This is a genomic window from Massilia sp. UBA6681 (genome assembly GCF_002454935.1).
GTDB lineage: Bacteria > Pseudomonadota > Gammaproteobacteria > Burkholderiales > Burkholderiaceae_D > Telluria > Telluria varians.
The window spans coordinates 1-25331 of the sequence record NZ_DKJX01000028.1 but is presented as its reverse complement, the minus strand read 5'-3'; the positions used below and the strand labels follow the sequence as shown (position 1 = coordinate 25331).

At 66.9% G+C, this 25331-nt stretch carries 22 protein-coding genes; 16 read left to right on the top strand and 6 right to left on the bottom strand.

All coding sequences use genetic code 11. From position 1 onward, the window contains the following. Nucleotides 1–12: 12 nt before the first annotated feature. The 3 genes from B2R83_RS03925 to B2R83_RS03915 are packed head-to-tail and all read left to right on the top strand — an operon-like array spanning nt 13 to nt 3420. Nucleotides 13–1413, top strand: a complete 1401-nt coding sequence (locus B2R83_RS03925) for an alpha/beta hydrolase family protein (RefSeq protein ID WP_292038363.1) — start codon at nt 13–15, stop codon at nt 1411–1413. 4 nt (nt 1414–1417) lie between these two features. Continuing rightward, nucleotides 1418–2647 carry a sensor histidine kinase gene (locus B2R83_RS03920; RefSeq protein ID WP_292038362.1) on the top strand — a complete coding sequence of 410 codons (1230 nt, stop codon included), beginning with the start codon at nt 1418–1420 and terminating at the stop codon, nt 2645–2647. Nucleotides 2648–2649: 2 nt separating this feature from the next. Continuing rightward, nucleotides 2650–3420 carry a LytR/AlgR family response regulator transcription factor gene (locus B2R83_RS03915; protein ID WP_292038360.1) on the top strand — a complete coding sequence of 257 codons (771 nt, stop codon included), beginning with the start codon at nt 2650–2652 and terminating at the stop codon, nt 3418–3420. 4 nt (nt 3421–3424) lie between these two features. On the opposite strand, the gene B2R83_RS03910 is transcribed toward B2R83_RS03915, so the two are convergent. Both B2R83_RS03910 and B2R83_RS03905 read right to left on the bottom strand, forming a co-directional pair. Further along, nucleotides 3425–4024, bottom strand: a complete 600-nt coding sequence (locus B2R83_RS03910; protein WP_209588226.1) for a response regulator transcription factor — start codon at nt 4022–4024, stop codon at nt 3425–3427. An 18-nt stretch (nt 4025–4042) separates the two neighbouring features. Next, nucleotides 4043–6172, bottom strand: a complete 2130-nt coding sequence (locus B2R83_RS03905; RefSeq protein ID WP_292038359.1) for a sensor histidine kinase — start codon at nt 6170–6172, stop codon at nt 4043–4045. A 182-nt stretch (nt 6173–6354) separates the two neighbouring features. On the opposite strand from B2R83_RS03905, the gene B2R83_RS03900 reads away from it, so the two are divergent. Further along, nucleotides 6355–7692, top strand: a complete 1338-nt coding sequence (locus B2R83_RS03900; protein WP_209588228.1) for an MFS transporter — start codon at nt 6355–6357, stop codon at nt 7690–7692. Nucleotides 7693–7768: 76 nt separating this feature from the next. Here B2R83_RS03900 and B2R83_RS03895 read toward each other — a convergent pair whose 3' ends face one another. Next, nucleotides 7769–8347, bottom strand: coding sequence for a superoxide dismutase (locus B2R83_RS03895; RefSeq protein WP_027864788.1), 579 nt, complete (start codon nt 8345–8347; stop codon nt 7769–7771). An 85-nt stretch (nt 8348–8432) separates the two neighbouring features. Next, nucleotides 8433–9806, bottom strand: a complete 1374-nt coding sequence (xseA, locus tag B2R83_RS03890; RefSeq protein WP_292038357.1) for an exodeoxyribonuclease VII large subunit — start codon at nt 9804–9806, stop codon at nt 8433–8435. Between the two features lie 1261 nt (nt 9807–11067). On the opposite strand from xseA, the gene B2R83_RS03885 reads away from it, so the two are divergent. From B2R83_RS03885 to adk, 6 genes are all read left to right on the top strand, one after another. Further along, nucleotides 11068–11673: a MotA/TolQ/ExbB proton channel family protein gene (locus tag B2R83_RS03885; RefSeq protein ID WP_285378628.1), complete on the top strand. Its 606-nt coding sequence runs from the start codon at nt 11068–11070 to the stop codon at nt 11671–11673. Beyond that, nucleotides 11673–12113, top strand: a complete 441-nt coding sequence (locus B2R83_RS03880; protein WP_027864785.1) for an ExbD/TolR family protein — start codon at nt 11673–11675, stop codon at nt 12111–12113. Before B2R83_RS03885 ends, B2R83_RS03880 begins: the two co-directional genes overlap by 1 nt. 30 nt (nt 12114–12143) lie before the next feature. Beyond that, nucleotides 12144–13172, top strand: coding sequence for a tetraacyldisaccharide 4'-kinase (gene lpxK, locus B2R83_RS03875; protein WP_209588231.1), 1029 nt, complete (start codon nt 12144–12146; stop codon nt 13170–13172). Further along, nucleotides 13153–13323: a Trm112 family protein gene (locus B2R83_RS03870; protein ID WP_081926130.1), complete on the top strand. Its 171-nt coding sequence runs from the start codon at nt 13153–13155 to the stop codon at nt 13321–13323. The genes lpxK and B2R83_RS03870 overlap by 20 nt, the downstream gene beginning before the upstream one ends. Before the next feature lie 4 nt (nt 13324–13327). Then, the gene (kdsB, locus tag B2R83_RS03865; protein ID WP_292038355.1) at nt 13328–14080 is read left to right on the top strand and encodes a 3-deoxy-manno-octulosonate cytidylyltransferase; all 753 of its coding nucleotides are present in this window, start codon (nt 13328–13330) and stop codon (nt 14078–14080) included. Between the two features lie 181 nt (nt 14081–14261). After that, complete coding sequence (adk, locus tag B2R83_RS03860) at nt 14262–14918, top strand: adenylate kinase (protein WP_036216206.1); 657 nt, start codon at nt 14262–14264, stop codon at nt 14916–14918. A 46-nt stretch (nt 14919–14964) separates the two neighbouring features. Here adk and B2R83_RS03855 read toward each other — a convergent pair whose 3' ends face one another. Next, entirely contained in the window at nt 14965–15477 is a 513-nt protein-coding gene (locus B2R83_RS03855; protein ID WP_292038354.1) for a DsbA family protein, read from the bottom strand. Nucleotides 15478–15640: 163 nt separating this feature from the next. Here B2R83_RS03855 and B2R83_RS03850 point away from each other — a divergent pair, with 163 nt between their 5' ends. From B2R83_RS03850 to B2R83_RS03835, 4 genes are all read left to right on the top strand, one after another. Next, complete coding sequence (locus tag B2R83_RS03850; protein WP_292038353.1) at nt 15641–16297, top strand: hypothetical protein; 657 nt, start codon at nt 15641–15643, stop codon at nt 16295–16297. A gap of 139 nt (nt 16298–16436) precedes the next feature. Beyond that, complete coding sequence (locus B2R83_RS03845; RefSeq protein WP_292038352.1) at nt 16437–17195, top strand: 3-hydroxyacyl-CoA dehydrogenase; 759 nt, start codon at nt 16437–16439, stop codon at nt 17193–17195. Between the two features lie 63 nt (nt 17196–17258). Continuing rightward, nucleotides 17259–19079 (top strand): gamma-glutamyltransferase, encoded by a 1821-nt coding sequence (ggt, locus tag B2R83_RS03840; RefSeq protein ID WP_414674347.1) that lies wholly within the window; start codon nt 17259–17261, stop codon nt 19077–19079. Between the two features lie 13 nt (nt 19080–19092). Beyond that, the gene (locus B2R83_RS03835) at nt 19093–19704 is read left to right on the top strand and encodes a class I SAM-dependent DNA methyltransferase (RefSeq protein WP_292038350.1); all 612 of its coding nucleotides are present in this window, start codon (nt 19093–19095) and stop codon (nt 19702–19704) included. Nucleotides 19705–19749: 45 nt separating this feature from the next. Here the strand turns inward: B2R83_RS03835 and B2R83_RS03830 are convergent, their stop codons facing one another. Next, nucleotides 19750–20613, bottom strand: coding sequence for a PEP-CTERM sorting domain-containing protein (locus B2R83_RS03830; protein WP_292038349.1), 864 nt, complete (start codon nt 20611–20613; stop codon nt 19750–19752). Nucleotides 20614–20971: 358 nt separating this feature from the next. On the opposite strand from B2R83_RS03830, the gene B2R83_RS03825 reads away from it, so the two are divergent. Both B2R83_RS03825 and B2R83_RS03820 read left to right on the top strand, forming a co-directional pair. Then, a complete protein-coding gene (locus B2R83_RS03825) occupies nt 20972–22129 on the top strand; it encodes a patatin-like phospholipase family protein (protein ID WP_209588315.1) in 1158 nt (385 codons plus the stop codon). Next, nucleotides 22126–25331: ligand-binding sensor domain-containing protein (locus B2R83_RS03820; protein WP_292038348.1), on the top strand; the 3206-nt coding region annotated here is incomplete at its 3' end. The genes B2R83_RS03825 and B2R83_RS03820, both read left to right, overlap by 4 nt.

The window sequence follows — 25331 nt, the reverse complement described above, 5'->3', positions numbered from 1 at the left end:
AAGAGACAGCGCATGAAATCGATCCTGCTCGGCCTCCTGGCCAGCCTCGCCCTGGCAGCCGGCCCCGCCCACGCCATCGACGCCACCGGCCATTGGAAAGGCCGCATCGCGGATTCCCTGAACCTGCACCTGGAGTTTGCCAGGACCACCGACGGCAAGTGGGAAGGCAGGCTGGCGGTGCCCCAGCAGGGCTTCAAGACCAAGGTGGAGCAGCTGAGCGTCGAAGAGGAACGGCTCGGATTCAGGCTGTCGGCCCTGAACGCCGGGTTCACGGCGCGCTGGAGCGAGCAGGACCAGGCCTGGGTCGGCACCTGGAGCCAGAACGGCCAGGCCGTGCCGCTGCGCCTGGAGCGCACCGATGCCGCGGCGCTCAAGCCGAAACGTCCGCAGCTGGAGGCGATCGCTGCGCGCCAGCCGAGCTATGCCAGCGTCGAGGTCGGCTTCGCCAATCCGGCGGGCGGCCACGTTCTCGCCGGCACCCTGAGCGTCCCCCGGGGCAAGGGGCCGTTCCCGGCGGTCGTGCTGGTGCATGGTTCCGGTGCGGTCGATCGCGACGAGACCATCCGCGAGCACAAGCCCTTCCTGGTGCTGGCCGACCACCTGAGCCGCCAGGGTATTGCGGTCCTGCGCTACGACAAGCGTGGCGTCAAGCAGTCGGGCGGAGTGTACAAGGACGCGACCACCCGGGACTTCGCCAGCGATGCCGAGGCCGCGGTCGCCTTCCTGCGGGGCCGTCCCGAGGTCGATGCGACACGGATCGGCATGGTCGGCCACTCCGAAGGCGGCATGATCGCGCCGATGGTGGCGGCGCGCGACCCGGGCCTGGCCTTCGTCGTGATGCTGGCCGGCCCCGGGGTGCGCGGCGAACTGCTGATGGTCGAACAGATCGCGCTTGGCACGAAAGCCGCGGGGATGCCGGAGGAAGCGGTGGCCAGGGAGCGTGAGCTGAACCGCGCGGTATTCGCGGCCATCGTGGCCGAGCCGCGCCCCGAGCTGGCCGGCGACAAGGCGCACCGGATGATGGAGGAGGCCGAACGCAAGGGAATCCTGCCGGCCGGGACGGCCGCGGCGCGCGCCAGGGAATTCAGCTCGCCCTGGTTCCATGCCTTCCTGCGGCACGAACCCGGCCCGGTCCTGCAGTCCGTGCGCCAGCCCATCCTGGTGCTGAACGGCGAGCGCGACCTGCAGGTGCCGGCGGCGATGAACCTGACGGCGATCCGCGGCGCGCTCAAGAGCAATTCGCGCGCCGTGGTGAAGGAACTGCCGGCGCTGAATCACCTGTTCCAGACCGCGCGCACCGGGGCGGGAACCGAATACGCCGACATCGAGGAAAGCGTCGCGCCGCTCGCGCTCGATACCGTCAGCGACTGGATCCTGGCAACGGTCACAGCGCCATGCAACAGCTTAAGATAGCCGTATGGAAAAAATCGCGCCAGCCGACCACGAGTCGCCGCTCCCGTCCAGCCTGGCCACCCGGCTGGGAGGATGGTCGCATCGCGCCCAGCAGTATCCGGTGTTCGGCAAGACCTGGTACGGCTACCGCATGCGCTCCTTCCGCGCGCCGATGATCCTGTTCGCGCTGGTCCTGGCCGTGCTGGCCGCGCTGGTTCCCACACCGCCGCCGGAAGTCGACCCGCTGTCCTTCTGGTTCACCTTCCCGGCGATCTGGCTGGTGGTGGCCACCGCCCTGGCGCTGGGACGCGGCCTGGCGGTGCTGGTGCGCGCGCGCGGCTGGCGTCCGCGGCGCGAAGCGGCTGGCATCGTATGCGCATTGCTGCTGGGCGTGCTGCTGGCCTGGTCGCTGACCCCTTTCGTGAGGACCGGCGGCCAGCCGACGCAAGGGCAGGCGTCGGCCGAACTGCAGGCCGAACAGGCGCGCGACAACCGCCTGGTCAACCTGGCGATCTGGTTCCCGGTGCTGGTCTGGCTGGCCGGCCCCTTCGACCTGGCCGCCTACTTCCGCCAGCGCGGCCTGCTGCGCGAGGCCGCCCTGCAGGCGCAGGCGGAGCGCTACAAGCACCAGCGCAACGAAGTCGAGGTGAAGCTGGCGGTGCTGGCCAGCCAGGTCGAGCCGCACTTCCTGTTCAATACCCTGTCGGGCGTGCGCGCCGCCATGCTGTCCGATCCGGACCGCGGCATCGTCATGATCGACCACCTGATCGACTACCTGCGTTCGACCATCCCGCAACTGCGCGCCGACCGCGCCAGCACCTTCGTCACCCTCGGTTCGCAATGCGATTCGGTGCGGGCCTATCTCGGCGTGATCGCGGCGCGCATGCCGCGCCTGCGCACCGAGGTGAGCTGTGCGCCAGAGCTGCGCGCCGCCCTGATTCCGCCCCTGATGCTGATCTCGCTGGTGGAGAACGCGGTCAAGCATGGCATCGAGCCCAGGAAAGGGCCGGCGCGGATCCAGGTGACGGCCGCCTCTCGCGAGGTGGATGGCGTCAGGATGCTGGAGCTGAGCGTGATCGACGACGGCATCGGCTTTTCCGCATCGAGCGGCAGCGGCATAGGCCTGGCGAATATCCGCGAGCGCCTGAAGCACCTGTACGGCGGCGCCGCCGCGCTCGAACTGCGCACCGGCGAGGAAAGCGGCGTGGTGGCCAGCATCGTGCTGCCGCTGGTCGAGACCATGGAGGAAGATTGAGAATGCCGACCGCGATCATTGCCGACGACGAGGACCTGCAGCGCGCCGAGCTGCAACGCCTGCTCCTGCTTGCCTGGCCGGAGCTCGAGATCGTCGCCTCGGTGGAAGACGGCAGCGATGCGCTGGCCGCGATCGCCGAGCTGGAACCAAGCGTGGCCTTCCTCGACATCCGCATGCCCGGCATCAGCGGGCTCGAGGTCGCGCGCGCCAGCGCGGGCAAAGCCTGCGTCGTCTTCACAACCGCCTACGACAGCCATGCGATCGACGCCTTCGACCTCGGCGCCGTCGACTACCTGCTCAAGCCGGTCAATGGGGCCAGGCTGGAACAGGCCTTGCAACGCGTGCGGACCCAGCTCGCGGCGGGCAAGGGCGACGCCGAGCGCGCCAGGAGCTGGATGGAACTCGACCAGCGCCTGCGGCCGAACGCCGCCCAGGAGCGGATCCGCTGGATCAGCTGCACGGCGGGCAATGTCATCAAGCTGTTCCCGATCGACGAGATCCTGTTCTTCGAATCGGACACGCGCTACACGCGGGTGGTCACCGCCCTGGATGAAGGCTTGATCCGGATGCCGATCAAGGAGCTGGCGGCAGGCCTGGACCCCGACCAGTTCTTGCAGATCCGGCGCGGCACCCTGGTGTGCGCCCGCGCCATCGCGCGCATCCGCCGGGATGAGCTGGGCAGCTTCATCGTCGAGCTGCGCGAGCATCCGGCGCAGTTAAAGGTCGGCCAGACCTATGCCTGGCGCTTCCGCAACGAAGTGCTGCTCCGCTGAGCTTTCAGTCCAGCCAGGGATGGGCCGCCAGCCAGCGCCCAAGCTCGTTGTCGTTGGCGCATTGGAGCTTGTTGAAGATGTTGGCGCGGTGCGTCTCCACCGAGCGATGGCTGCAGGGCGGCACCAGCATGCGTGCGATCTCCTTGTTGGGCTGGCCCAGCCCGACCAGGCGCGCCACCTCGCGCTCGCGCGGCGTCAGCTCGGCCCACATGCGCAGCGCCTGGGCGCGGGCGCGGGCCAGGGCGGTGGCGGCGGGCAGCTTGTCGAGCAGGCGCTGGGTGTCCGGCTTTTCCACCCAGTCGTAGGCGCCGCGCCGCACCGCTTCCAGGGCGGTCGGGATATCGCCGTGCGCCGACAGGAACAGGGTCACCAGCGGGCTGTGCGCGCCCAAGAGGCGCTCGAAGACTTCCAGGCCGCTCATGCCGCCCATGCGCAGGTCGAGGATCACGCAGCCCGGCTGGCGCAGGTCGACGGTGTCGAGGAAGGCCTCGCCGGAGTCAAAGGCCTGCACCGCCATTCCCTGCGAGAACAGCAGCAGGAGCAGGGAGCGGCGCAGGGCTTCGTCGTCGTCGACGACATACAGGGTCAGTGGCGCTTCTTTCATGACTCTTTCATGGCTCTTTCATGGAACGATGGGCAGCGTGAACGAGAAGGTGGCGCCGCCGCCCGGCCGGTTCTCGACGCCGATGGCGCCGCCGTGGGCCTCGACGATGCTGCGGCAGATGTTCAGGCCCAGCCCGAGGCCATCGGGCTTGGTGGTGAAGAAGGGGGAGAACACCTGGTCGAGCTGCCCGGCCGGAATCCCCGGTCCCTGGTCGGCCACGCCGATGCGCAGCCCTCCCTCGCTGCGGCGGCAGGCCAGCTCGATCGTGCGGCGGTGACGCGGCTGGTCCTGCATGGCCTGCAGCGCATTATGGACCAGGTTGACAAGGACCTGCTCGAGCAGGACCCGGTCGCCGCGCACCCGGGCGCCGGCGTCCTCGAGCAGCAGGCGCAGGGTGGCGCCCTGGGCTTTCAGCTCGGGCTCGAGCAGGGCTCGCGCATGGGTGATCACGTCCACCATCGCCAGGATTTCGTACTGGCCCCGTTGCGGGTTGATGAAGGCGCGCACCCGCTTGACGATCTCGCTGGCGCGCTGCGACTGGCCGACGATCTCGTCGAGCGCGCCCGGCAGCAGCTCGGACGGCCCCCGCGCAACCAGCGCGCGCGCGGCCACGGCAAAATTGGACAGGGCCATCAGCGGCTGGTTGAGTTCGTGCGCCAAGGTGGACGCCATCTCGCCGACGCTGGCCAGGCGCGCGCTGCGCTGCAGGCGCAGTTCCTGGTCGCGCTGGCGGGCTTCGGCCTGCTTCTGCGCGGTGATGTCCACTACGGAGCTCATCCAGCCCCGGTGCACGCCCTGGGCGTCCACCAGCGGCGCGGCGTAGACCATCGTGATGACGTCGTGCCCGTCCTTGTGGCGGATGCGCGATTCGAAGCCGTGCGGCGCGGCGCGGCCCTGCAGGGCCTCGTCGCTTTCGCGCGCCTGCTTTTCCAGGTCGTCCGGATGCCAGTAGGGGTAGGGCGGCCGGCAGCCGAGCAGTTCCTCGGCGCTGTAGCCGACCATGGCGCACAGCGCCGGGTTGACGTAGATGATCTTCCCGTCCGGGTCGCGGGCGCGCATGCCCACCAGCAGGGAATCTTCCATGGCCTTGCGGAAGGCGTGCGCTTCTTCCAGGTCGCGGGTGCGCTCGTCGACCCGGCGCTCCAGCTCCAGGCGCGCCGTGCGCTGTTCGACGAAGCGCCGCTCGCGCAGCCGCCAGTACAGGGTGCCAAGCAGCAGGAGCGCCACGGCCAGCGCCGTGAGCGCGAGCGCGGAGCGGCGTGCCTGCGCCACTTCCTTCATATCCGAGGTGACGGTGAGGGTCCAGCCCAGTTCCGGCAGCGGAGTGTCGAGTGCGAGCAGGGTTCTTCGTTGTCCCTGCACCCCGGTGCGCAGGACGAAGCCGGCGCCGTCGGGTCGCGCCTCGATCTTCCACGGCAGGACGTCGAAGCGCGTGCGCTTGCCATACTGGCCGTGTTCGGCGATCCAGCGGGCGTCTTGCGCGGACACCGGCCGGATAGCCTGGTACAGCCATTCGGGCACGCCGCTCAGGAAGACGATGCCGCGGCTGTCCCTGAGCACGACCGGTTCGAGCCCACCCATCCAGGTGGCCTGCAGCGCCTCCAGGCTGATCTTGACCACGGCCACGCCGAGGATGGCGCCGTCCACGCGCACGGGCTCCGCGATGAACAGGCCGGACTGGCCGGTGGTGAGCCCGAGGCCATAGAACAATCCGCGGCGGCCCTGCACGGCGTCCTCGAAGTAGGCCCGCTGCCGGTAGTTCTGCCCGACGAAGCTCGAGGGCGTGTTCCAGTTGCTGGCCGCCAGCGTCAAGCCATCGCGGTCGACCAGGTAGAGCGCGGCGGCGCCGGTGGTCGCCTGCAGGTCGGCAAAGTAATCGTTGGCGCGCGCCCGCAAGGAAGCATCCTGCGGGGCGCGCAGCAAGTCCTGCACGCCCGGGTGGCGCGCCACGGCATGCGGCAGGAAGTCGTGCTTCTCGACCAGGCCGCGCAGGCCCAGCGCCTGCGCGGCGGCGGCCTGCCGCAGGGCCTGGGTCTTGGCCTGCAGTTCGCGCTGCGCGGCCCAGTGTCCCGCGGCCGCGATCAGGACCAGCGCTCCCACGGCGGCAAGGAGCCCGCGCCAGTAACGGGCGATGAACGGGCGGGCCATTCGGTTTCCTCAGGATCAGATCACGAGACGATAGCAGTTGCGCCGGCGCTTTGGAATGCTTCTGCGTAGTTTTACGGAGGCGCTCGCGCCGACATCCCGGATGCGCGCCCTACGGCCGCGCGCGATAGTAAGGGCCTGGAAACGGGAGACGCGTCGATCTCCCGTGCATCACAGGAGACAACATGACTGCAGTCACAACGCGGCCGGCCGTCGAGGGCCGCGCCCAGGCCGGAGAACGGATTTCCGGCAAACGCTTGCGCGCCATCTTCGTCGGCTCGTCCGGCAACCTGGTCGAGTGGTTCGATTTCTACTGCTATTCGGCGTTCGCGCTGTACTTCGCGAGTTCCTTCTTTCCGGCCCAGGACCCGACCGCGCAGATGATGTCCACGGCCGGCATCTTCGCCCTCGGCTTCTTCGTGCGCCCGATCGGCGGCATCCTGTTCGGCCGCCTGGCCGACCGGCGCGGCCGCAGGACGGCCCTGATGGCCTCGGTCCTCTTGATGTGCTTCGGCTCGCTCCTGATCGCCTGCGCGCCGACCTACGCCACCGCCGGCATCCTGTCGCCCTGCATCCTGCTGCTGGCGCGCCTGCTGCAGGGCCTGAGCCTGGGCGGCGAGTACGGCGCCAGCGCCACCTATCTGTCGGAAATGGCGGATTCCAGGCACCGCGGCTTCTATGCCAGCTTCCAGTACGTGACCCTGATCGGCGGCCAGCTGCTGGCGCTGCTGCTCCTGCTGGTGCTGCAGCGCTACCTGCTCTCGGACGAGCAGCTGCGCGCCTGGGGCTGGCGGATTCCCTTCTTCATCGGCGCGACCCTGGCCGTGCTGGCCCTGACCATGCGCCACAACATGCCCGAGACCGACTCCTTCGAGGCGGCGCGCAAGAAGGCCAAGAAGATGGGCGGCCTGCAACAGCTGATGCAGCACCCGCGCGAAGTCCTCCTGGTGATCGGCCTGACCATGGGCGGCACCCTGGCCTTCTACGTCTACACCACCTACATGCAGAAATTTTTGCGCCTGTCGGTCGGCCTCACCGACGCCCAGACCACGGCGGTCTCGGCGGCCTCGCTGCTGTTCGCCATGTGCCTGCAGCCGCTGTACGGCGCGCTGTCCGACCGCATCGGCCGCCGTCCGCTCCTGGTGGGCTTCGCGCTGCTCGGCACCCTGTTCACGGTGCCGCTGCTCACGGCCATCCGCAATGCGTCAGGCCCGTGGGAAGCCTTTGCCCTGATCGCCTGCGCCTGGATCATCGTGTCCGGCTACACCTCGATCAACGCGCTGGTGAAGGCCGAGCTGTTCCCGGCCACCATCCGCGCCACCGGCGTCGGCGTGCCGTACGCCTTCGCTGTGTCGGTGTTCGGCGGGACGGCCGAGTACCTGGCGCTGTGGTTCAAGTCGATCAACCTGGAGAGCGGGTTCTACTGGTATGCCACGGGGGTGATCGCGTGCACATTGGTGGTGTGCTGGTTCATGCGGGATACTGCGGCGAACTCGCGGATCGATGCGGAGGCGCGCGGCTAAGCCTATCGCTTCTGCCCATACTGAAAAGCAAACGGCCCGCGAAAGCGGGCCGTTTGCATTCACGAACGAGAAGGGCTTAGGCCGCGTTCTGGTTCACGAAGTCCCAGTTCACGACATTCCAGAACGCGTCCAGGAACTTGGCGCGCGCGTTGCGGTAGTCGATGTAGTAGGCGTGCTCCCAGACGTCCGCGGTCAGCAGCGGCTTGTCCGAGGTGGTCAGCGGGGTGCCGGCGTTCGAGGTGTTGACGATGTCGACGCTGCCGTCGGCCTTCTGCACCAGCCAGGTCCAGCCCGAGCCGAAGTTGCCCAGTGCCGACTTGTTGAACTCTTCCTTGAACTTGTCGAACGAGCCCCACTTGGCGTTGATCGCGTCGGCGACCTTGCCGGTCGGAGCGCCGCCGCCGTTCGGGGTCATGCAGTTCCAGAAGAAGGTGTGGTTCCACACCTGGGCCGAGTTGTTGAACACACCACCGGTCGACTTCTGGATGATCTCTTCCAGGGACATGTTTTCGTACTCGGTCCCCTTGATCATGTTGTTCAGGTTGGTGACATAGGTCTGGTGGTGCTTGCCGTGGTGGTATTCCAGGGTCTCGGCCGAGATGTGCGGCTGCAGGGCATCCTTAGCGTACGGCAGTGGCGGCAGGGTATGTTCCATGTTCAATTCCTTGTGCGTTGGTTGGACGGGTTTTGTTCCAAAACCGCGCTATTCTAAACCGGATAGCGCGATGTTGCATGCTTGGCTAGTCATTCGGATCACCCAGCGCGGCCTGCACGCTGGACACGACGATGTCGGCCGTGCCGCCGGCCAGCCGCAGGCTCAGCTTGTTGCGTGCCTTGACCTGCGCCGGGTCGCGCAGCACCTCGCCCTTGACGTTGCGGACGATGGCATAGCCACGCTCGAGCGTGCGTTGCGGGTTCAGCAATTCCAGCTGCGCCGTCAGGGCCTCGAGGGCGTCGCGCCGCCGTTTGACAGCGTTGCACAGGCTGGTGTTCAGGTGGCGCCCGTCGGCCAGCAATTGCGCGCGCATGGCGCGCATGTCGGGACGGTGGCGCATCCAGCGCTGCTGCAGCTGGGCCAGCACCAGGTTCTGGCGGTTCACCGGGGTGCGCACCGCATGGGTCAGGGCGGCCGCCATCGACAGCAGTTTGACGCGCTGGTGGCGGATCTGGGCCGAGGGGCTGAGCAGGCGCCGACTATAGCCGTCCAGGCCCTGGCTGGCTTCCGACAGCGTGCGGCGCATGGCGCGGCGCAGGTCCTGGGCGTCGCCCGACAGGGAGGCCAGCCAGTCGGCGCGCGGCGTGACCGCCAGCTCGGCGGCGGCGGTCGGGGTGGCGGCGCGCACGTCGGCGGCGAAGTCGGCGATGGTGACGTCGGTCTCATGGCCCACGCCGGAGATCACCGGGACCTGGCAGGCGTCGATGGCGCGCGCCACGCATTCCTCGTTGAAGCTCCACAGGTCTTCGATCGAGCCGCCGCCGCGGCACACCAGCAGCACGTCGGCTTCCTGCCTGCGCGAGGCGGTCATGATGGCTTCGGCGATCTTGTCGGCGGCGAACTGGCCCTGGACCGGGGCCGGGTAGAGGATCACGCGCACGTGCGGCGCGCGGCGGCGCAGGGCGGTGAGCACGTCGCGCAGGGCCGCGGCCTGGGGGCTGGTGACGATGCCGATGGTGCGCGGGAACAGCGTCAGCGCTCGCTTGCGGTCTGCATCGAACAGGCCCTGGGCCTGGAGCTTTTCCTTGAGCCGCAGGAAGGCTTCGTAGAGCTGGCCGACGCCGGCGCGGCGGATGGTCTCGACATTGATCTGGTAGTCGCCGCGTGCGCCGTACAGGGTGACCAGGGCGCGCACCTCGACCTTGTCGCCTTCGCGCGGATTGAACCCGGCGTATTGCGCGCGGCTACGGAACATCACGGCGCGTACCTGGGCGGCATCATCCTTCAGCGTGAAATACCAGTGGCCGGAACTGGCGCGCGTGAAGTTGGAGATCTCGCCGCCGATCCAGACCAGTGGAAAACTCCGTTCGAGCAGGCGGGCGACCTGCTGGTTCAGGGTCGTCACGGTCATGACGGGTGGCGCGGTGTAGGCGGGATCGGCGTCGCTTTGATAGTCCATGGAGGCTGCTTGGCTGCTTTGGTAAAGCTGATGCTTATGTCATATCTTGGAGAAAACGACAAGGCTTGGCGGCAGTCGTGCGCGCCGTGTCCGGCATGACGCGTTGTTGCCAGTTTTCAATGCATTCTATTGAAAGTCTTTGAAATCAATGGCTTGCAGAGGGCTCTTTAGGTTTTAACGCGACTTTATCCACAAAATCTGTGGGCAACTCATGCATAAGACAGGAGCCTGCTCAAGAATGGAGCGTGGCGCGCGCTTCCCTTATGCGTCAAGCACTTAGCGGCCCTATGCCTGGCTTGGACACATTGTTGTCCACAAAATATGTGCATATCGTGGCGTCGACTACCCGGGCCCGAAGGCTGGGCAACAAGGCCGACACGGCTGCCTAAAAATGACGCTAGGAAAGTTTATTGTTTTAGATCAACGACTTAGGGTATCGAAGAGCGCCTTGCGCACAATTTTGTCCACAAAAAGTGTGCACAAGGCGCTCACCACGGCCAGCCGAGGCCGGATTCGTTGCGCTGAACGCACTGGATAGGCCCACCCGTCAGCTTCGAACACGGCTTTTCGACCATTTGCCAGCATTTGCATCTTTCAGAGGCAGTCCCATCCGATCCTTTATGAATCAATGGCTTAGCTCGCTACATACCGCATTCATCACATCCTTATCCACAAAAAATGTGCAGATGTGAATTTTCTTAGCCGCAAGGTCTACAGCACAGAATAAGTCATGCATGACAGGGCAGAGTTGCACACAATCCCTCGCATTACTGCTGAGTGATGAAATTTTATGCAGTGATATTTTCTTGTGTTAGATCAAGCACTTAGCTTTTGAAATCGGCCCTTGCTCACACTTTTGTCCACAAAAAATGTGAGGAACCGCACAGAGCTGGGCGCGTGAGGACAAGCTGCGACACTGCCTATTTTTTGCGCTCCGGAAATTTTTCGAAACGAAACAATGACTTAGCTGCCGTCGGAAGCCATTGCGCACAATTTTGTCCACAGAATTTGTTCGTAAGTGCAAACGGTTGAGATAGATCAACATCATCCCCAACAAGATGCTTGAGCTGGAAGCATACTCATCTGACACGTGCCGTTTTCTTGCGCAGGCGCAGAATGTCCTTTGAAATCAAGGCTCTTTGTGCCAGAAGAGGGCCTTGCGCACATTTTTATCCACAGAAGCTGTGCAGAACCACACTTGCCGCACCGCTGGCAACTTGTTACATTGCTGAACTGATTTTCTTTCCCACAGGAGTTTCTTTTGCTCGCCATTTTTCAAGCTGCAGGCTGGCCCATCTGGTTCTTGCTGATTGCCTCGATCATTGCCGTCGCCCTGATCGTGGAACGCCTGATCTACCTGCGCCGCGAGAAGATCCTCCCGAAGGCATTGCTGGATGAAGTGATCCGCGTCTATCGCGCCGGCAAGGTCACGCCCGAGGTGGTCGACAAGCTCGAACACAATTCGCCGCTCGGCACCGTGCTGGCCGCCGCGCTGCGCAACGTCGACGCTCCGCGCGACGTCATGAAGGAATCCATCGAGGAGGCCGGCCGCGGCGTCGCCCACGGCCTCGAGCGCTTCCTCACCACCCTCGGCACCATCGCCTCGCTGGCTCCGCTGCTGGGCCTGTTCGGCACGGTGGTCGGCATGATCGAGATCTTCGGCGCGCAAAGCCCGACCGGCAACAACCCGGCCCAGCTGGCGCACGGCATCTCGGTGGCGCTGTACAACACCGGCTTCGGCCTGGCCATCGCCATGCCGGCCCTGGTGTTCTACCGCCACTTCCGCTCCTCGGTCGACAGCTTCATCGTCGAGATGGAGCTGCAGGCCGTGAAATTCGTCGACGTCGTGCACGGGACCCGCAAATGATGAACTTCCGCCGCGGCCGCCAGCGCGAGGAACCGGAGATCAACCTGATTCCGTTCATCGACGTGCTGCTGGTCGTCCTCATCTTCCTGATGGTCTCGACCACCTACAGCAAGTTCACCGAGCTGCAGATCACGCTGCCCACGGCCGACGCCGAGAAGGTGCAGGAGCGTCCCTTCGAGATCAACGTCACCATCGACGCCAAGGGCAACTACACGGTGAACAACGTGCCGGTGTCCTTCCACAGCGTGGCCGGCCTGGCAGAAGACTTGAAAACTGCTGCCCGCAATGCCCCGAGCGGTCAACCAGCGGTCGATCCGGTGGTGATCGTCAACGCCGACCAGTTCGCGATGCACCAGATGGTCATCAACGTGCTGGAAGCGGCGCGCGTGGCCGGCTACGACAAGCTGACCTTCGCCGCCCAGACCGGCACCAGGAAATAAGAACGCGGACGCCCCGGCGTCCGCTCCTCCATGGCTTCCAACCTAGAATCGACACTCACCCGTGCCTGGCTGCGCCGCGGCCCGCTGGCGCTGGCCTTGCTGCCGCTCGCACTGCTGTTCCGCGTTCTCGCCGGGGTGCGCACGTTGCTGTATCGGCTTGGCCTGAAGAAGAGCGAGCGCCTGCCGGTGCCGGTCATCGTGGTCGGCAACATCTTCATCGGCGGGACCGGCAAGACGCCGCTGACGATCTGGCTGGCGGACAACCTGCGCGGCGCCGGCCTGCGTCCGGGCGTGATCTCGCGCGGCCACGGCGGTGCGGCCGACGTGCCGCGCGAGGTGACCCCGCAATCCGATCCCCGTGAAGTGGGCGACGAGCCGCTCCTGATCGCGGCGCGCGCCGGCTGCCCGGTCGTGGTGGGACGCCAGCGTGCCCAGGCGGGCAGGGCGCTGCTGGCAAGCCACCCGGAAGTGGACGTCCTGATCACCGACGACGGCCTGCAGCACTACGCACTGGCGCGCGATGTCGAGATCGTCCTGTTCGACGGCCGCGGCGTCGGCAATGGCTGGCTGCTGCCGGCCGGCCCGCTGCGCGAGCCGCCTTCGCGGCGCCGCGATTTCACGGTGGTGAACGCGCCCGAGATCACCCCGCAGCTGGCGCGCGCCGTCGGCGGCCAGCCGTTCCGGATGCAGCTGGCAGGCGACTTCGCCGAGCCCCTGATGCGCCCGGAAGATTGCCTGCCGCTCGCGCGCCTGAAGGGCAGGCGCATCGTGGCGGCCGCCGGCATCGGCAATCCGGGCCGCTTCTTCGCCATGCTGCGCGGCGCCGGCCTGGACTTCCGGGAACTGCCGCTGCCCGACCACCACGACTTCCTCGACCGTCCTTTCGACGGGCTCGACGCCGATGTCATCCTGATCACGGAGAAGGATGCAGTAAAATGTCGGCAACTTGATAACCTGAAGGACGACCCGCGCTTGTGGGTCGTGCCCGTGACGGCGCGGATCGATCCCGCGCTGGCCGAACAAATCGTGGAGAAATGTCGTGGACGCTCGACTGCTTGATATCCTGGTCTGCCCGCTGTGCAAGGGCCCGCTTGAATACGATAAGAAAGCGCAGGAACTGACCTGCCGCCCGGACCGCCTGGCATACCCGATCCGCGATGGTATCCCGATCATGTGGGCTGACCAGGCGCGCAAGATCGAACCGGTGTAAGTCGATGGGCTTTACCGTCATCATCCCGGCCCGCCTGGCCTCGACGCGCCTGCCGAACAAGCCGCTGGCCGACCTCGGCGGCAAGCCGATGGTGGTGCGCGTGGCCGAACGCGCGCGCGAATCGGGAGCGAGCCGCATCATCGTTGCCACCGATCACCCGGACATCCTGGCGGCCTGCGAGGCGCACGGCATCGAAGCCTGCATGACCCGCGCCGACCATCCGTCCGGCACCGACCGCATCGCCGAAGTCGCGCACAAGCTGGGCCTGGCGCCAGAGGAGGTGGTGGTCAACCTGCAGGGCGACGAACCGCTCATCGACCCGAGCCTGCTGGCCGCCTGCGCCGCGCGCATCGTCGAGGGCGTGCCGATGGCCACCGTGGCCCATCCGATCGTCGACGTGGCCGAGGTGTTCAACCCGAACGTGGTCAAGGTCGTGCTCGACAAGGCGGGCAGGGCGCTGTACTTCTCGCGCGCCACCATTCCCTGGCACCGCGACGCCTTCGCGGCCAGCAAGAAGTCGCTGCCGGCCGGCTACGCGCCGCTGCGCCACGTCGGCCTCTATGCCTACAGCAACGCCTTCCTCCAGGCCTATCCGGCGCTGGAGAGTTCCCCGCTCGAAACCATCGAAGCGCTGGAACAGCTGCGCGTGCTGTGGCACGGCTACCCGATCGCCGTGCACATCACGGACAGCGCGCCGCCCGCCGGCGTCGATACCCCGGACGACCTGGAGCGGGTGCGCCGCCACTACGCTGCCTGAACTTTCTTACGCCAATTTTACGTTGTCTGCGCTATGTCAAAACGAACTGGCGACAGGCCCGGGGATTGGCGTTAAAGCTGACTTTTGTGGTAACTTTCGTGTCAAGTAGCCAGATATGCATCAAACACAATCGTCTGCCAACATAAAAATTATCAACATCCTCTAAGAATCTAGGAAACTCATGCGTCTCATTCTGTTAGGAGCACCCGGCGCCGGCAAAGGCACCCAGGCCAACTTCATCAAGGAAAAGTTCAACATTCCGCAGATTTCCACCGGCGACATGCTGCGTGCCGCGATCAAGGCCGGAACCGAACTGGGCATGGCTGCCAAGAAGGTGATGGATGCTGGCCAGCTGGTGTCGGACGACATCATCATCGGCCTGGTGAAGGAGCGCCTGAAGGAGACCGATTGCGCCAATGGCTACCTGTTCGACGGCTTCCCGCGCACCATTGCACAGGCCGACGCCATGAAGGACAGCGGCGTGCAGATCGACTACGTGCTGGAAATCGACGTGCCTGACGAACTGATCGTCGAGCGCATGTCGGGCCGCCGCACCCACCAGGCATCGGGCCGCGTGTACCACACCAAGTTCAACCCGCCGAAGGTCGACGGCGTCGACGACGTCACCGGCGAGCCGCTGGTGCAGCGCGACGACGACAAGGAAGAAACCGTGCAGAAGCGCCTGGCCGTGTACCACAACCAGACCGAAGTGCTGCTCGGCTACTACAACAAGTGGGCCCAGTCGGGCCTGCCTGGTGCGCCGAAGTACCGCAAGATTTCGGGCGTCGGCCCGGTCGAGCAGGTGCGCGACGCGGCCTTCGCAGCCCTGTCGGAATAAATACTCAAGAAGTTGATCGAACGGCCCTGCGGGGCCGTTTTTTCATTTATAAGTAGCGCTCGACGGCCGCCGTCAGCGACTCCCGGTCCGAATCCCCCTGGTAGCGTTCGCCGTTGATGAAGAAGCTCGGCGTCCCGCTCGCTCCCAGTGATTTCGCTTCTTGCGCCTGCGCCCCGATCCGCTCGCGGTGCCGGCGCTCGGCCATGTCGGCGTCGAAACGTGCCGCGTCCAGCCCCAGGCCCTGGGCCAGCAGCGGCAGCTGGGCCGGGGCCATCTGCGCCTGGTGCTCGAACAGGGTGTCGTGCATCTCCCAGAACTTGCCCTGGGCGCCTGCCGCCTCCGCCGCCTCGGCCGCGCTTTCCGCATACGGGTGCATGCCGAGCGGCAGGTGGCGATAGACCAGCGCGATGCGCTCGCCGTACTGCTTCTGCAGCCCGCTCAGTGTCGGGTGGGCCCGCGCGCAGTAGGGGCACTGGAAATCCCCGTATTCGATGATGACGATGTCGGCATCGGGATTGCCCCGTACGTGGTCGCCTTCCACGATCTCTACCTGCCTCATGCTCGCTCCTGAGAATGTGATGGAGCCGATCTTCGCACGCTCCTCCACAGCTGCGCCGCCCGTTACCGTTCAACAATCATGTGAGGAAGTGTTTCGCGTGCGCCGAACGCGCCGATGCGGGCAGATAATGGCCTGTCCAATATCCATTCGCTCGAGGTGCACCATGCGTCCCATCCAGTCCATGATTGCCGTGCTGTTCGCCCTGGGTCCGGCGGCAGCGCTGGCCCAGAACCAGGTGCCGGCCCAGCCGCCGACGGGCAAGCCGGTCGACGACAGCGCCACGTATGGCCCGGTGCTGAATCCGCAGCAGCCGACCCCGGCCAGCACGCAGGCGGCAGGCGAGGCCCGGCCGCAGGCGCAGGAAGAGCGCGCCGGCCAGCCGCCGGTCACCAGCAAGCAGAACGAAGTCGATCCTTCGGCCCGTCCGGCGCCCGGGACCGGACAACCGGCGACTCCGACCCCGCCGCAGGCCCCGGCCCAGCCGCAAACCCAGCAGCCCAGGACCCAGCAGGAACTCCAGGGCAAGCCCGAGCGCCAACAGCAAACCAAGAAACAGGCCCAGCGCCGTCCGGGCGCGGTCCAGCGCATCGAGCCCACGCCGCGCATCGCCGCGCCAGGCCCGGCGCCGGTCCCGCGCGCCGGGGTAGCGGCCGCGCCCGGCCCGGTCGGTCCGCAGTCGAGCCAGGTGGTGAGCTGCGTGGGCGGCACCTGCACCGACGTCAACGGCACGACCTATAACGCGAGCGGCCCGGGCAATGTCGCGGTCAGCAGCAGCGGCCGCGCCTGCACGACCAACGGCACCACCGTGCAGTGCCTTTGATCTGGCGGAATCATCGCGTTGGTGAATGGTTTTTCTTGCCAAAAGTTCGCTACAATGCCGGCTGTTTGACGTTTACGTTAACGTAACGTTCGCGTAAGCCGTCATCACAGCGGCACTAGAACTTTTAAAAGGGAAAACCATGCAAATTCAGAACAATGTGTTCATCGTGACCGGTGGCGCGTCGGGCCTGGGAGCAGCCACGGCGCGCATGATCACGGAAGCGGGCGGCAAGGTCGTCATCGCCGACGTGCAGGCGGAGGCAGGCGCCGCGCTGGCGGCCGAATTGAAAGGCCAGTTCGTCAAGTGCGACGTCACGCAGGAAGCGGATGGCCTCGCGGTCGTGGACGCGGCCACCAAGCTCGGCACTTTGCGCGGCCTGGTCAACTGCGCCGGCGTGGCGCCGGCCGTCAAGACCGTCGGCAAGGACGGCCCGCACCCGCTGGACGCCTTCCAGCGCGCGGTGAACATCAACCTGGTCGGTACCTTCAACATGTGCCGCCTGGCGGCCGACGCCATGGGCAAGACTGAAGCAGGCGAGTACGGCGAGCGCGGCATCATCATCAACACCGCCTCGGTCGCGGCCTTCGACGGCCAGATCGGCCAGGCCGCCTACGGCTCCTCGAAGGCTGCGGTTGCCGGCATGACCCTGCCGATGGCGCGCGACCTGGCGCGCAGCGGCATCCGCGTGATGACCATCGCCCCGGGCATCTTCGAGACCCCGATGCTGATGGGCATGCCGCAGGAAGTGCGCGACTCGCTGGGCAAGATGGTCCCGTTCCCGCCGCGCCTCGGCATGCCGAAGGAGTACGCGCACCTGGCCAAGGCCATCATCGAAAACGTGATGCTCAACGGCGAAACGATCCGCCTCGACGGCGCGATCCGCATGCAGCCGAAGTAAGCTTCCTGAAGGCTCTTGCCAATTGTTGTAGGATTGGCAGATGTCGGGCGCATGGCGCAAGCCATGCGCCCGTTTTGCTTTTGGAGAAACGATTTGAACAATACGAAGTTGCGCGCTACCTCCCTGGCCCTGGCCCTGGCCCTGGCCTCTACCGTCCAGCCGCTGCTGGCGCAGGACACTCGCCAGGCGGCCCCGGAAGCCGCCACCGGCTACACCACGAAGCCCGGCTGGCCCGCGAAAAAATACATGGTGGCCGCGGCCAATCCGCTGGCGGTGCAGGCCGGCTACCAGATCCTGCAGCAAGGCGGCAGCGCGATCGACGCGGCGATTGCCACCCAGCTGGTGCTGACCCTGGTCGAGCCGCAGTCGTCCGGCATCGGCGGCGGCGCCTTCCTGGTCCACTATGACGGCCGCAAGACCCAGGCTTTCGATGGCCGCGAGACCGCGCCCTCGAAAGCCGACGAGCGCCTGTTCCAGCGCCCCGACGGCACGCCGCTGTCGCGCCTTGATGGCATCGTCGGCGGCCGTTCGGTCGGCGCGCCGGGCGTGCTGCGCATGCTCGAGCTGGCGCACAAGGAGCATGGCAAGCTGCCGTGGAAGGCCTTGTTCGCGCCCGCCATCCGCTTGTCAGAAGAGGGCTTCGCGGTCAGCCCGCGCCTGCACGCGCTGCTGTCCGGCGACCGCTACCTGCGCAAGGACCCGGAAGCGGCGCGCTATTTCTACGGCAACGGCGGCCAGCCTTGGGCCGTCGGCCACATCCTGAAGAACCCGGCACTGGCAAAGACGCTGCGCGAGATCGCCGAGGGCGGCGCCGACGCCTTCTACCGGGGCCGCATCGCGCGCGACATCGCCGCCAAGGTGCAGGGCCACCCGACCAACCCGGGCCTGCTCAGCGCCGCCGACATCGCCGCCTACCAGCCGAAGGTGCGCACGCCGGTGTGCAGCGATTATCGTGCCTATACCGTGTGCGGCATGCCGCCGCCATCCTCGGGCGGCATCGCCGTCGCCCAGATGCTGGGCATGTTCGAGACCTTCGACATGAAGGCGCTCGCGCCAGGCAACGGCGTCCCGGGCCCGGACGCGCTGCACGTGTTCAGCGAAGTAGGGCGCCTGGCCTATGCGGACCGCAACCGCTACGCCGCCGACGCCGACTTCGTGCCGCTGCCGGGGCGCGGCGTGCCGAGCCTGATCGACAAGCACTACCTGGCCACGCGTGCCAGGCTGGTGGGACCGCGCTCGATGGGCGAGGCCCCGGCCGGCAAGCCGCCCGGCATGGAGATGGCCTGGCACTGGGGCAAGGACAATGCGATCGAAACGCCGTCGACCTCGCACGTGTCGGTGGTCGACGCTTATGGCGCGGGCCTGGCGATGACCACGACCATCGAAGATGCGTTTGGATCGCGCCAGATGGTGGACGGCTTCATCCTCAACAACCAGCTGACCGATTTCTCCTTCGCCTCGCGTGACGCCGACGGCCCGATCGCCAACCGGGTGGAAGCCGGAAAGCGCCCGCGCAGCGCGATGTCGCCCACCGTGGTGTTCGACCGCAAGACCGGCAAGCTGGTGCTGACGGTCGGTTCGCCGGGCGGCCCGGCCATCATCAACTACGTCGCCAAGGTGCTGGTCGGGACGCTCGACTGGGGCCTCAACGTGCAGCAGGCAATCGCGATGCCGAACTTCGGCAGCCGCAACGGCCCGACCGAACTCGAAGTGGGACGCTTCCCGTCGACCACCATCGAGGCCTTGAACGCGCGCGGCCACAAGGTGCGCCTGGGCGAGCAGACCTCCGGCCTGCACGGCATCCAGCGCATCGAAGTGCATGGGGTGCCGCTGTGGTACGGCGGGGCCGATCCACGCCGCGAAGGCGTGGCGCAAGGGGACTGAGGGAACCATCCGGATGCCGCGCCCGTCGACCGCCGCCGCTTACGACCAGCTGGCCGAACGCTGGCTGGACGGGGTATTCGACGGCAGCAACGGCCTGCATCAGCACGAGCGGGCGCTCGCCTTTCTTGCGCCGGTAGCCGATGGCTGGGCCCTCAACGTCGGCTGCGGCTGCAACACCCGTTTCAATCCGCTGTTGCGGCGCCATGACTTGCGGATCGAGGCTGTCGACCTGTCGGCGCGCATGCTGGCACTGGCGCAGGCGACCGACCCGGAGGTCGTCCTGCACCAGGCCGATATCCGTGATTGGCCGCTTCCCCGCGGCTACCGCTTCGTGGCGGCCTGGGACAGCATCTGGCACGTCCGTCTGCAAGACCAGCGCGCACTCATGCTCAAGCTGATGCGCGCGCTCGAGCCGGGTGGGGTCTTCCTCTTCACCGCGGGCGGGCTGGACCGGGCCCATGAACACGTCGATGCCGCGATGGGGCCCGAGGTCTACTACGGCACGCTCGGGATACCCGGCCTGCTCGCGGTGATCGAGGAGGCCGGCTGCCTGCTACGGCACCTCGAGTTCGACCAGCATCCGGAACAGCACTTGGTCGTCATCGCGCAGCGCCCAGATAAATAATGCCGCCCGCTGCAGATCGGGCGGCATGCCAGGTCGGGAACTCCCTTACGCCTTGCGGCGCCTGCGCTGCGAGACCAGCGCCGCCAGGCCCAGGCCGATCAGGACCGTGGACGCCGGTTCCGGAACTTCGCCAGTGGCGCCGCCTTCCCCCGAGCCGCCACCGATGGAACCACTATCAATCGAGCCGCCGCCAGTGGAACCGCCACCATTGGAACCGCCTTCGGTCGAGCCACCGTCCGTGGAACCGCCGCCGGTCGAGCCACCGCCTGTGGAACCGCCGCCGCTCGAGCCGCCCTGGTTTCCATCGTTCTGCACTGGAGGCGGCGTATAGATACTGGCGGGAATGAGACCTTGCACGCCGATGCCGCCGGTCTTGCCTCCTGCGTCGCCGATGTGGGCGGCGAAGCCGTAGCCGCCGGGTTGCCCCTTGTTCTTTGCAGTGCTCGGAGTGAATGCATCCAGGGAAAGGGCGGCCATGCTGAGGCTGAATTCGAGCGGACTGCCGACCTTGCTGGAAATGCCGCCGCTGTTCAGCTTGAAGCCATGCGTGAACATGCCGTCTGGGGTCAGGTTGAACGGTCCTCCGCTCAGCACTCTGAAGGCGCTCCCGGTGTAGTCGATGACCGCATTCTGGTAGGCGCTGGCCAGGCTGAAGCCGAAGCTTGGGCTGTCGCTGGGGCCCGTCCCGGCAAAATAATAATTGTCAGCCAGGCTTACCTTGACGTCGACACGGTCGGCCGATGCCTGGGTCAACTGGACCGTCACGGGGCTACCAGTAAAGGTGGCGGACGTGGACAGGTTGTATGTATACGACGTGCCGACGGCAATGGGCGTGGCGTGGGCTGCAAGCGACACGCTGGCAAACAGTGTCACAGCAGCAATTTTCTTCAGGACTTGGATTTGGTTCATATAATAGTTATAACAAATATTGATTCTCTGCATTTAAGCAAGTTGCGTGCCAATTGATTCAAGTGATTGAATTTATAGGTTTTACATTGATCTTCACGTCCAAAGAAAATAAAGCTGTAAAATTTTCCGACAGTAAATTACTGTTGTTAAAATAGAATTTGTCCGGTTTTGGCTGTGCTCACTTCACTATCTGGCGAAAAGACTCTTTCTATACGTAAATTCCCTCGCTGCTAGTAGGGCGCCTTTCCCGCTTCCTGTGGCTAAAAAGCCTGGACAAGCCAGACTCGATCCATATATTTCCCAAGAGATACCTGACTTTTGCTAAGCTTCGCGGGTGGACAGTGGAGCAAAAACAGGCCTGGTCCTCACAGGCGGTGGAGCACGCGCCGCCTATCAGGCCGGCGTGATGCATGCGATCGCCCGCATCCTTGCCGACGCCGGCCGTCCGGCCCTGCGCTCTCCCTTCGACATCATCTGCGGCACCTCGGCCGGCGCGCTCAACGCCACCGCGCTGGCCTGCCGCGCCGACGACTTCAACAGCGCCGTACGCGGCCTGCTGAACGTCTGGGAAGGCGTCAGCGCCCACCAGGTCTACCGCGCCGATTCGCTGGCCGTGCTGCGTTCGGGCGCGCGCTGGCTGTCGCTGCTGTCCTTCGGCTGGCTGCTGCGCAAGTGGCACGCTTCGCCGCCCCAGTCCCTGCTCGACAACACCCCGCTGGCCGGCCTGCTGCACCGCGCCCTCGACCTGCCGCGCCTCGATGCCGCGCTCGCCGACGGCGTCCTGCATGCGCTGGCGATCACCGCTTCCTCGTATAGCAGCGGGCATCACATCACCTTCTACCAGGCCGCGCGCGAGATCGCGCCCTGGCTGCGCCATCAGCGCCTGGCGCTGTCGACCCAGATCAGCGTCGAGCACCTGCTGGCGTCGAGCGCCATTCCCTTCATATTCCCGGCGGTGCCGCTGTACCTGGGCGGCCGGCGCGAATACTGCGGCGACGGTTCGATGCGCCAGCTGGCGCCGATCGCGCCGGCCATCCACCTGGGCGCGACGCGGGTGCTGGTGGTGGGGGCGGGGCGCATGTCGGAAACGGCGGCCGCCGCCCCGCCAGGTTCGGCGACCAGCGGCGGCTATCCGAGCCTGGCGCAGATCGCCGGCCATGCGCTGTCCTCGATCTTCCTCGACAGCCTGGCCGCCGACATCGAACGCCTGCAGCGCGTCAACCAGACGCTCGAGCGCGTGCCGCCCGAGGCCCGCGCGGCGCTGCCGCTGCGCCGCGTGGAACTCCTGGTGATCGCGCCGTCCGAACGGCTCGACGACATCGCCCTGCGCCACGTGCACAGCCTGCCGTCGCCGGTGCGCACGCTGCTGGGCGGGATCGGCGCGCTTGAAACGCGCGGCGCGGCGCTGGCTTCCTACCTGCTGTTCGAAGGCAGCTATACGCGCGAGCTGATCCGCCTCGGCGAACACGATACCCTGGCCCGGCGCGACGACGTGCTGGCCTTCTTCCCCGAATGAACGCGCTGCTCCGATGGTGTGCGGCGGCGCTGCTGCTGGTGCTGAGCGTGGGTGCGCTGGCCGCGCCGCCGCGCCCGACCCTGCGCTTCGAGCACCTGTCGGTGTCCGAAGGCCTGGCGCAGGAGACCGTGCTGGCGGTGGTGCAGGACCGCGACGGCTTCATGTGGTTCGGCACCCAGAACGGCCTGTCGCGCTTCGACGGCTACCGCGTCATCAACTACCGCACCGTGCCCGGCAAGCCGCGCTCGCTGTCGAACAGCTGGGTGCGCGTGCTGCACCTGGACCGCCACGGCCGCCTGTGGCTGGGCACCGACGGAGGCCTGAACCTGTACGACCCGGTCACCCAGTCCTTCACCCTGTTCGTGCCGGAAGAGACTGCGCGGCGCGGCAACGGCAACCGCCACATCAATGCCATCGTCGGCGACGGCCGCGACGGCCTGTGGATCGGCACCAACGACGGACTGCAGCACTTCGACACCACGCTGCGCCGCTTCACCACCTGGCACCACGAGCGCGGCAACGAAGCGAGCCTGAGCGACGACAACGTCAACGCGCTGGCGCTGGACGCCGGCGGGAGGCTATGGATCGGCACCGGCGGGGGACTCGACAGCCTGGTCACCGGCAAGGACGCCGGGCGCGCGCGCATCGAGCACCACCCTGGCGGCCTGGGGCCGCGCGGCAACCCGGTGCATGCGCTGATGGTGGACGGCCAGCAACGCCTGTGGGTCGGGCGCCTGGGCGGGCTGGAACGGCGCGTGCTCGACGGGCCGGATGCGGGCAAGGTACGCCGCTTCGGTCCTGAAGACGGCATCGGCCCGTGGTGGATCACGACCCTGTACCGCGACGCCGGCAATGAAATCTGGGTCGGCACCCATGACGACGGCCTGCTGCGCTGGCGCGGGCCCGAGGACAAGTTCGAGAGCCACCGCCATGTGGTCAGCGACCGCCACAGCCTGGGCGACAACCAGGTGGCCTCGCTGTACCGCGACCGCCTCGGCACCTTCTGGGTCGGCACCTGGTATGCCGGCGTGTCGCGCGTGGACCTGGGCAGCGGCGGCTTCGCCCGCATCGTGCGCCGCGGCGACTTGCCCGACACCCTGGCCGACAACAAGGCGCGCGCGCTGCTGGGCGACGGCAACAAGCTCTGGGTCGGCACCGCCACCGCGCTCAACCACGTCGACCCGGCCACCGGCGCGACCAGCGTCTACCGCCCCGATCCGCGCAATCCGAACAGCCTGGCCGACCTGCCGGCCAGCGCACTGGTGCGCGATCGCAGCGGCCGCGTGTGGATCGGCAGCCGCACCGGCCTGACCTCGCTCGACCCCGTCAGCGGCCGCTTCGAGCGCCTGGCGCTGTCCGGCGACGCCGACGCCAACAATGTGCGCGGCCTGTATGCCACGCCGGACGGCGGCATCTGGGTCGCCACCCGCGGCGGCCTGCACCGGCTCGACCCGGCCACGCGGAAAACCGAGCACTGGCGCCACGACCCGGGCAAGTCCACCAGCCTGGCCGACGACATCGTGCGGCCGATGCTGCTGGACCGGCGCGGGCGCATGTGGATCGGCACCTTCGACGGCCTCGACCTGATGGACCGCGCCAGCGGGCGCTTCCGCCACTTCCGCCACGATCCCTACGACGCGGCGAGCCTGAGCCACGACGAGGTGCACGCGCTGTTCGAGGACAGCCGCGGCGACGTCTGGGTCGGCACCGCGGTGGGCCTGAACCGCATGGTGACGGCCGCCGACGGTTCGGTGAGCTTCGTGCGCTACACCGCCCGCGAAGGCCTGCTGGACGACGCGGTCGCGGCGATCCTGGAGGACGAGGACGGCCGCCTGTGGGTCAGCACCACCAGCGGCATTTCCCGTTTCGATCCGCAGAAGGGGGGCTGGCGCAACTACACGGCCGCCGACGGCCTCACCGAGGGCGCCTTCTTCGACTCGTCGGCGGTGCGCGGCCCGGACGGCATCCTGTACTTCGGCGGCTTCAACGGCATCACGGCCTTCGATCCGCGCGCGATCCGCGACAACCGGGTGGCGCCGCGCCCCGTCATCACCGGCCTGACGATCTTCAACAAACCGGTCGAGGAGGCGCTGCCGGGCGTGCTCAAGGGGCCGGTGGAGCACGCCGAGACGGTGACGCTGCCGGCCGGCGCCTCGGTGTTCTCGCTCGAGTTCTCGGCCCTGCACTTCGCCGCGCCCGAACGCAACCGCTTCGCCTACCGCCTCGACGGCTTCGACCAGGACTGGGTCTACGAGGACGCTACCAGGCGCTTTGCCACCTATACCAACCTGGATCCCGGCACCTACGTGTTCCGGCTGCGCGCGGCCAACAAGGACGGCGTCTGGAGCGAGCAGGTGGCGGCGCTGGCGATCACGATCGAGCCGCCGCCCTGGGGCACGCCGTGGTTCCGCGCCGTCGCCGTGCTGCTGCTGGCGGCCCTCGGCTACATGGGAGTGCGGATGCGCATGTCCGGCCTGCAGCGCCAGAAGGAACAGCTGGCGCGCCAGGTGGGCGCGCGCACCGAGCAGGTCGAGCAGCAGAACCGCATGCTCGAGCGCCAGACCGAGGAACTGCGCGACCAGGAGCAGCGCGTGCGCCAGCAGTCCAACGAGCTGGCGCGCGCCTACCGCGCGCTGCAGGAGAACGAGGAGTTCCTGCGCCAGGCCAAGCAGCGCGCCGAGGATGCGACGCGCCAGAAATCCGAATTCCTGGCCAACATGAGCCACGAGATGCGCACTCCGCTGGCGGGCGTGATCGGCATGCTCGGCTTCGCGCTGCGCGATGCCTCGCTGCGCGAGACCACGCGCGAGCAGATCCAGCGCGGCCAGGGCAATGCCGAGGCCCTGCTGGCGATCATCAACGACCTGCTCGACTTCTCCAAGATCGAAGCGGGCAAGCTGAGCATCGAGAACATCGACTTCGACCTGCACGCGGTCATCCGCAACGTGGCCAGCCTGTTCGAAGAGCAGGCCGCGGGAAAGAGCATCGGGTTCAAGGTGGCCTTCGACGACGCGCTGCCGCGCTTCGTGGTCGGCGACCCGACCCGCTTGCGCCAGGTGCTGGTCAACCTGGTCGGGAATGCCTTCAAGTTCACCCGGTCGGGTGCGATCGACCTGCAGGTCGAGCTGCGCGCCGACGACCAGGTGCGCGGGGAGGGCTGGAACATGGTGCGCTTCACCGTGCGCGACACCGGCATCGGCAT

Coding starts and splice junctions, on each gene's coding strand:
- B2R83_RS03900 (WP_209588228.1), top strand. CDS start 6,355: ATGACTGCAGTCACAACGCGGCCGGCCGTCGAGGGCCGCGCCCAGGCC.
- B2R83_RS03835 (WP_292038350.1), top strand. CDS start 19,093: ATGCCGCGCCCGTCGACCGCCGCCGCTTACGACCAGCTGGCCGAACGC.
- lpxK (WP_209588231.1), top strand. CDS start 12,144: ATGGCTTCCAACCTAGAATCGACACTCACCCGTGCCTGGCTGCGCCGC.
- adk (WP_036216206.1), top strand. CDS start 14,262: ATGCGTCTCATTCTGTTAGGAGCACCCGGCGCCGGCAAAGGCACCCAG.
- B2R83_RS03905 (WP_292038359.1), bottom strand. CDS start 6,172: ATGGCCCGCCCGTTCATCGCCCGTTACTGGCGCGGGCTCCTTGCCGCC.
- xseA (WP_292038357.1), bottom strand. CDS start 9,806: ATGGACTATCAAAGCGACGCCGATCCCGCCTACACCGCGCCACCCGTC.
- B2R83_RS03850 (WP_292038353.1), top strand. CDS start 15,641: ATGCGTCCCATCCAGTCCATGATTGCCGTGCTGTTCGCCCTGGGTCCG.
- B2R83_RS03895 (WP_027864788.1), bottom strand. CDS start 8,347: ATGGAACATACCCTGCCGCCACTGCCGTACGCTAAGGATGCCCTGCAG.
- B2R83_RS03925 (WP_292038363.1), top strand. CDS start 13: ATGAAATCGATCCTGCTCGGCCTCCTGGCCAGCCTCGCCCTGGCAGCC.
- B2R83_RS03830 (WP_292038349.1), bottom strand. CDS start 20,613: ATGAACCAAATCCAAGTCCTGAAGAAAATTGCTGCTGTGACACTGTTT.
- kdsB (WP_292038355.1), top strand. CDS start 13,328: ATGGGCTTTACCGTCATCATCCCGGCCCGCCTGGCCTCGACGCGCCTG.
- B2R83_RS03915 (WP_292038360.1), top strand. CDS start 2,650: ATGCCGACCGCGATCATTGCCGACGACGAGGACCTGCAGCGCGCCGAG.
- B2R83_RS03855 (WP_292038354.1), bottom strand. CDS start 15,477: ATGAGGCAGGTAGAGATCGTGGAAGGCGACCACGTACGGGGCAATCCC.
- B2R83_RS03845 (WP_292038352.1), top strand. CDS start 16,437: ATGCAAATTCAGAACAATGTGTTCATCGTGACCGGTGGCGCGTCGGGC.
- B2R83_RS03920 (WP_292038362.1), top strand. CDS start 1,418: ATGGAAAAAATCGCGCCAGCCGACCACGAGTCGCCGCTCCCGTCCAGC.
- ggt (WP_414674347.1), top strand. CDS start 17,259: ATGCGCCCGTTTTGCTTTTGGAGAAACGATTTGAACAATACGAAGTTG.
- B2R83_RS03880 (WP_027864785.1), top strand. CDS start 11,673: ATGAACTTCCGCCGCGGCCGCCAGCGCGAGGAACCGGAGATCAACCTG.
- B2R83_RS03910 (WP_209588226.1), bottom strand. CDS start 4,024: ATGAAAGAAGCGCCACTGACCCTGTATGTCGTCGACGACGACGAAGCC.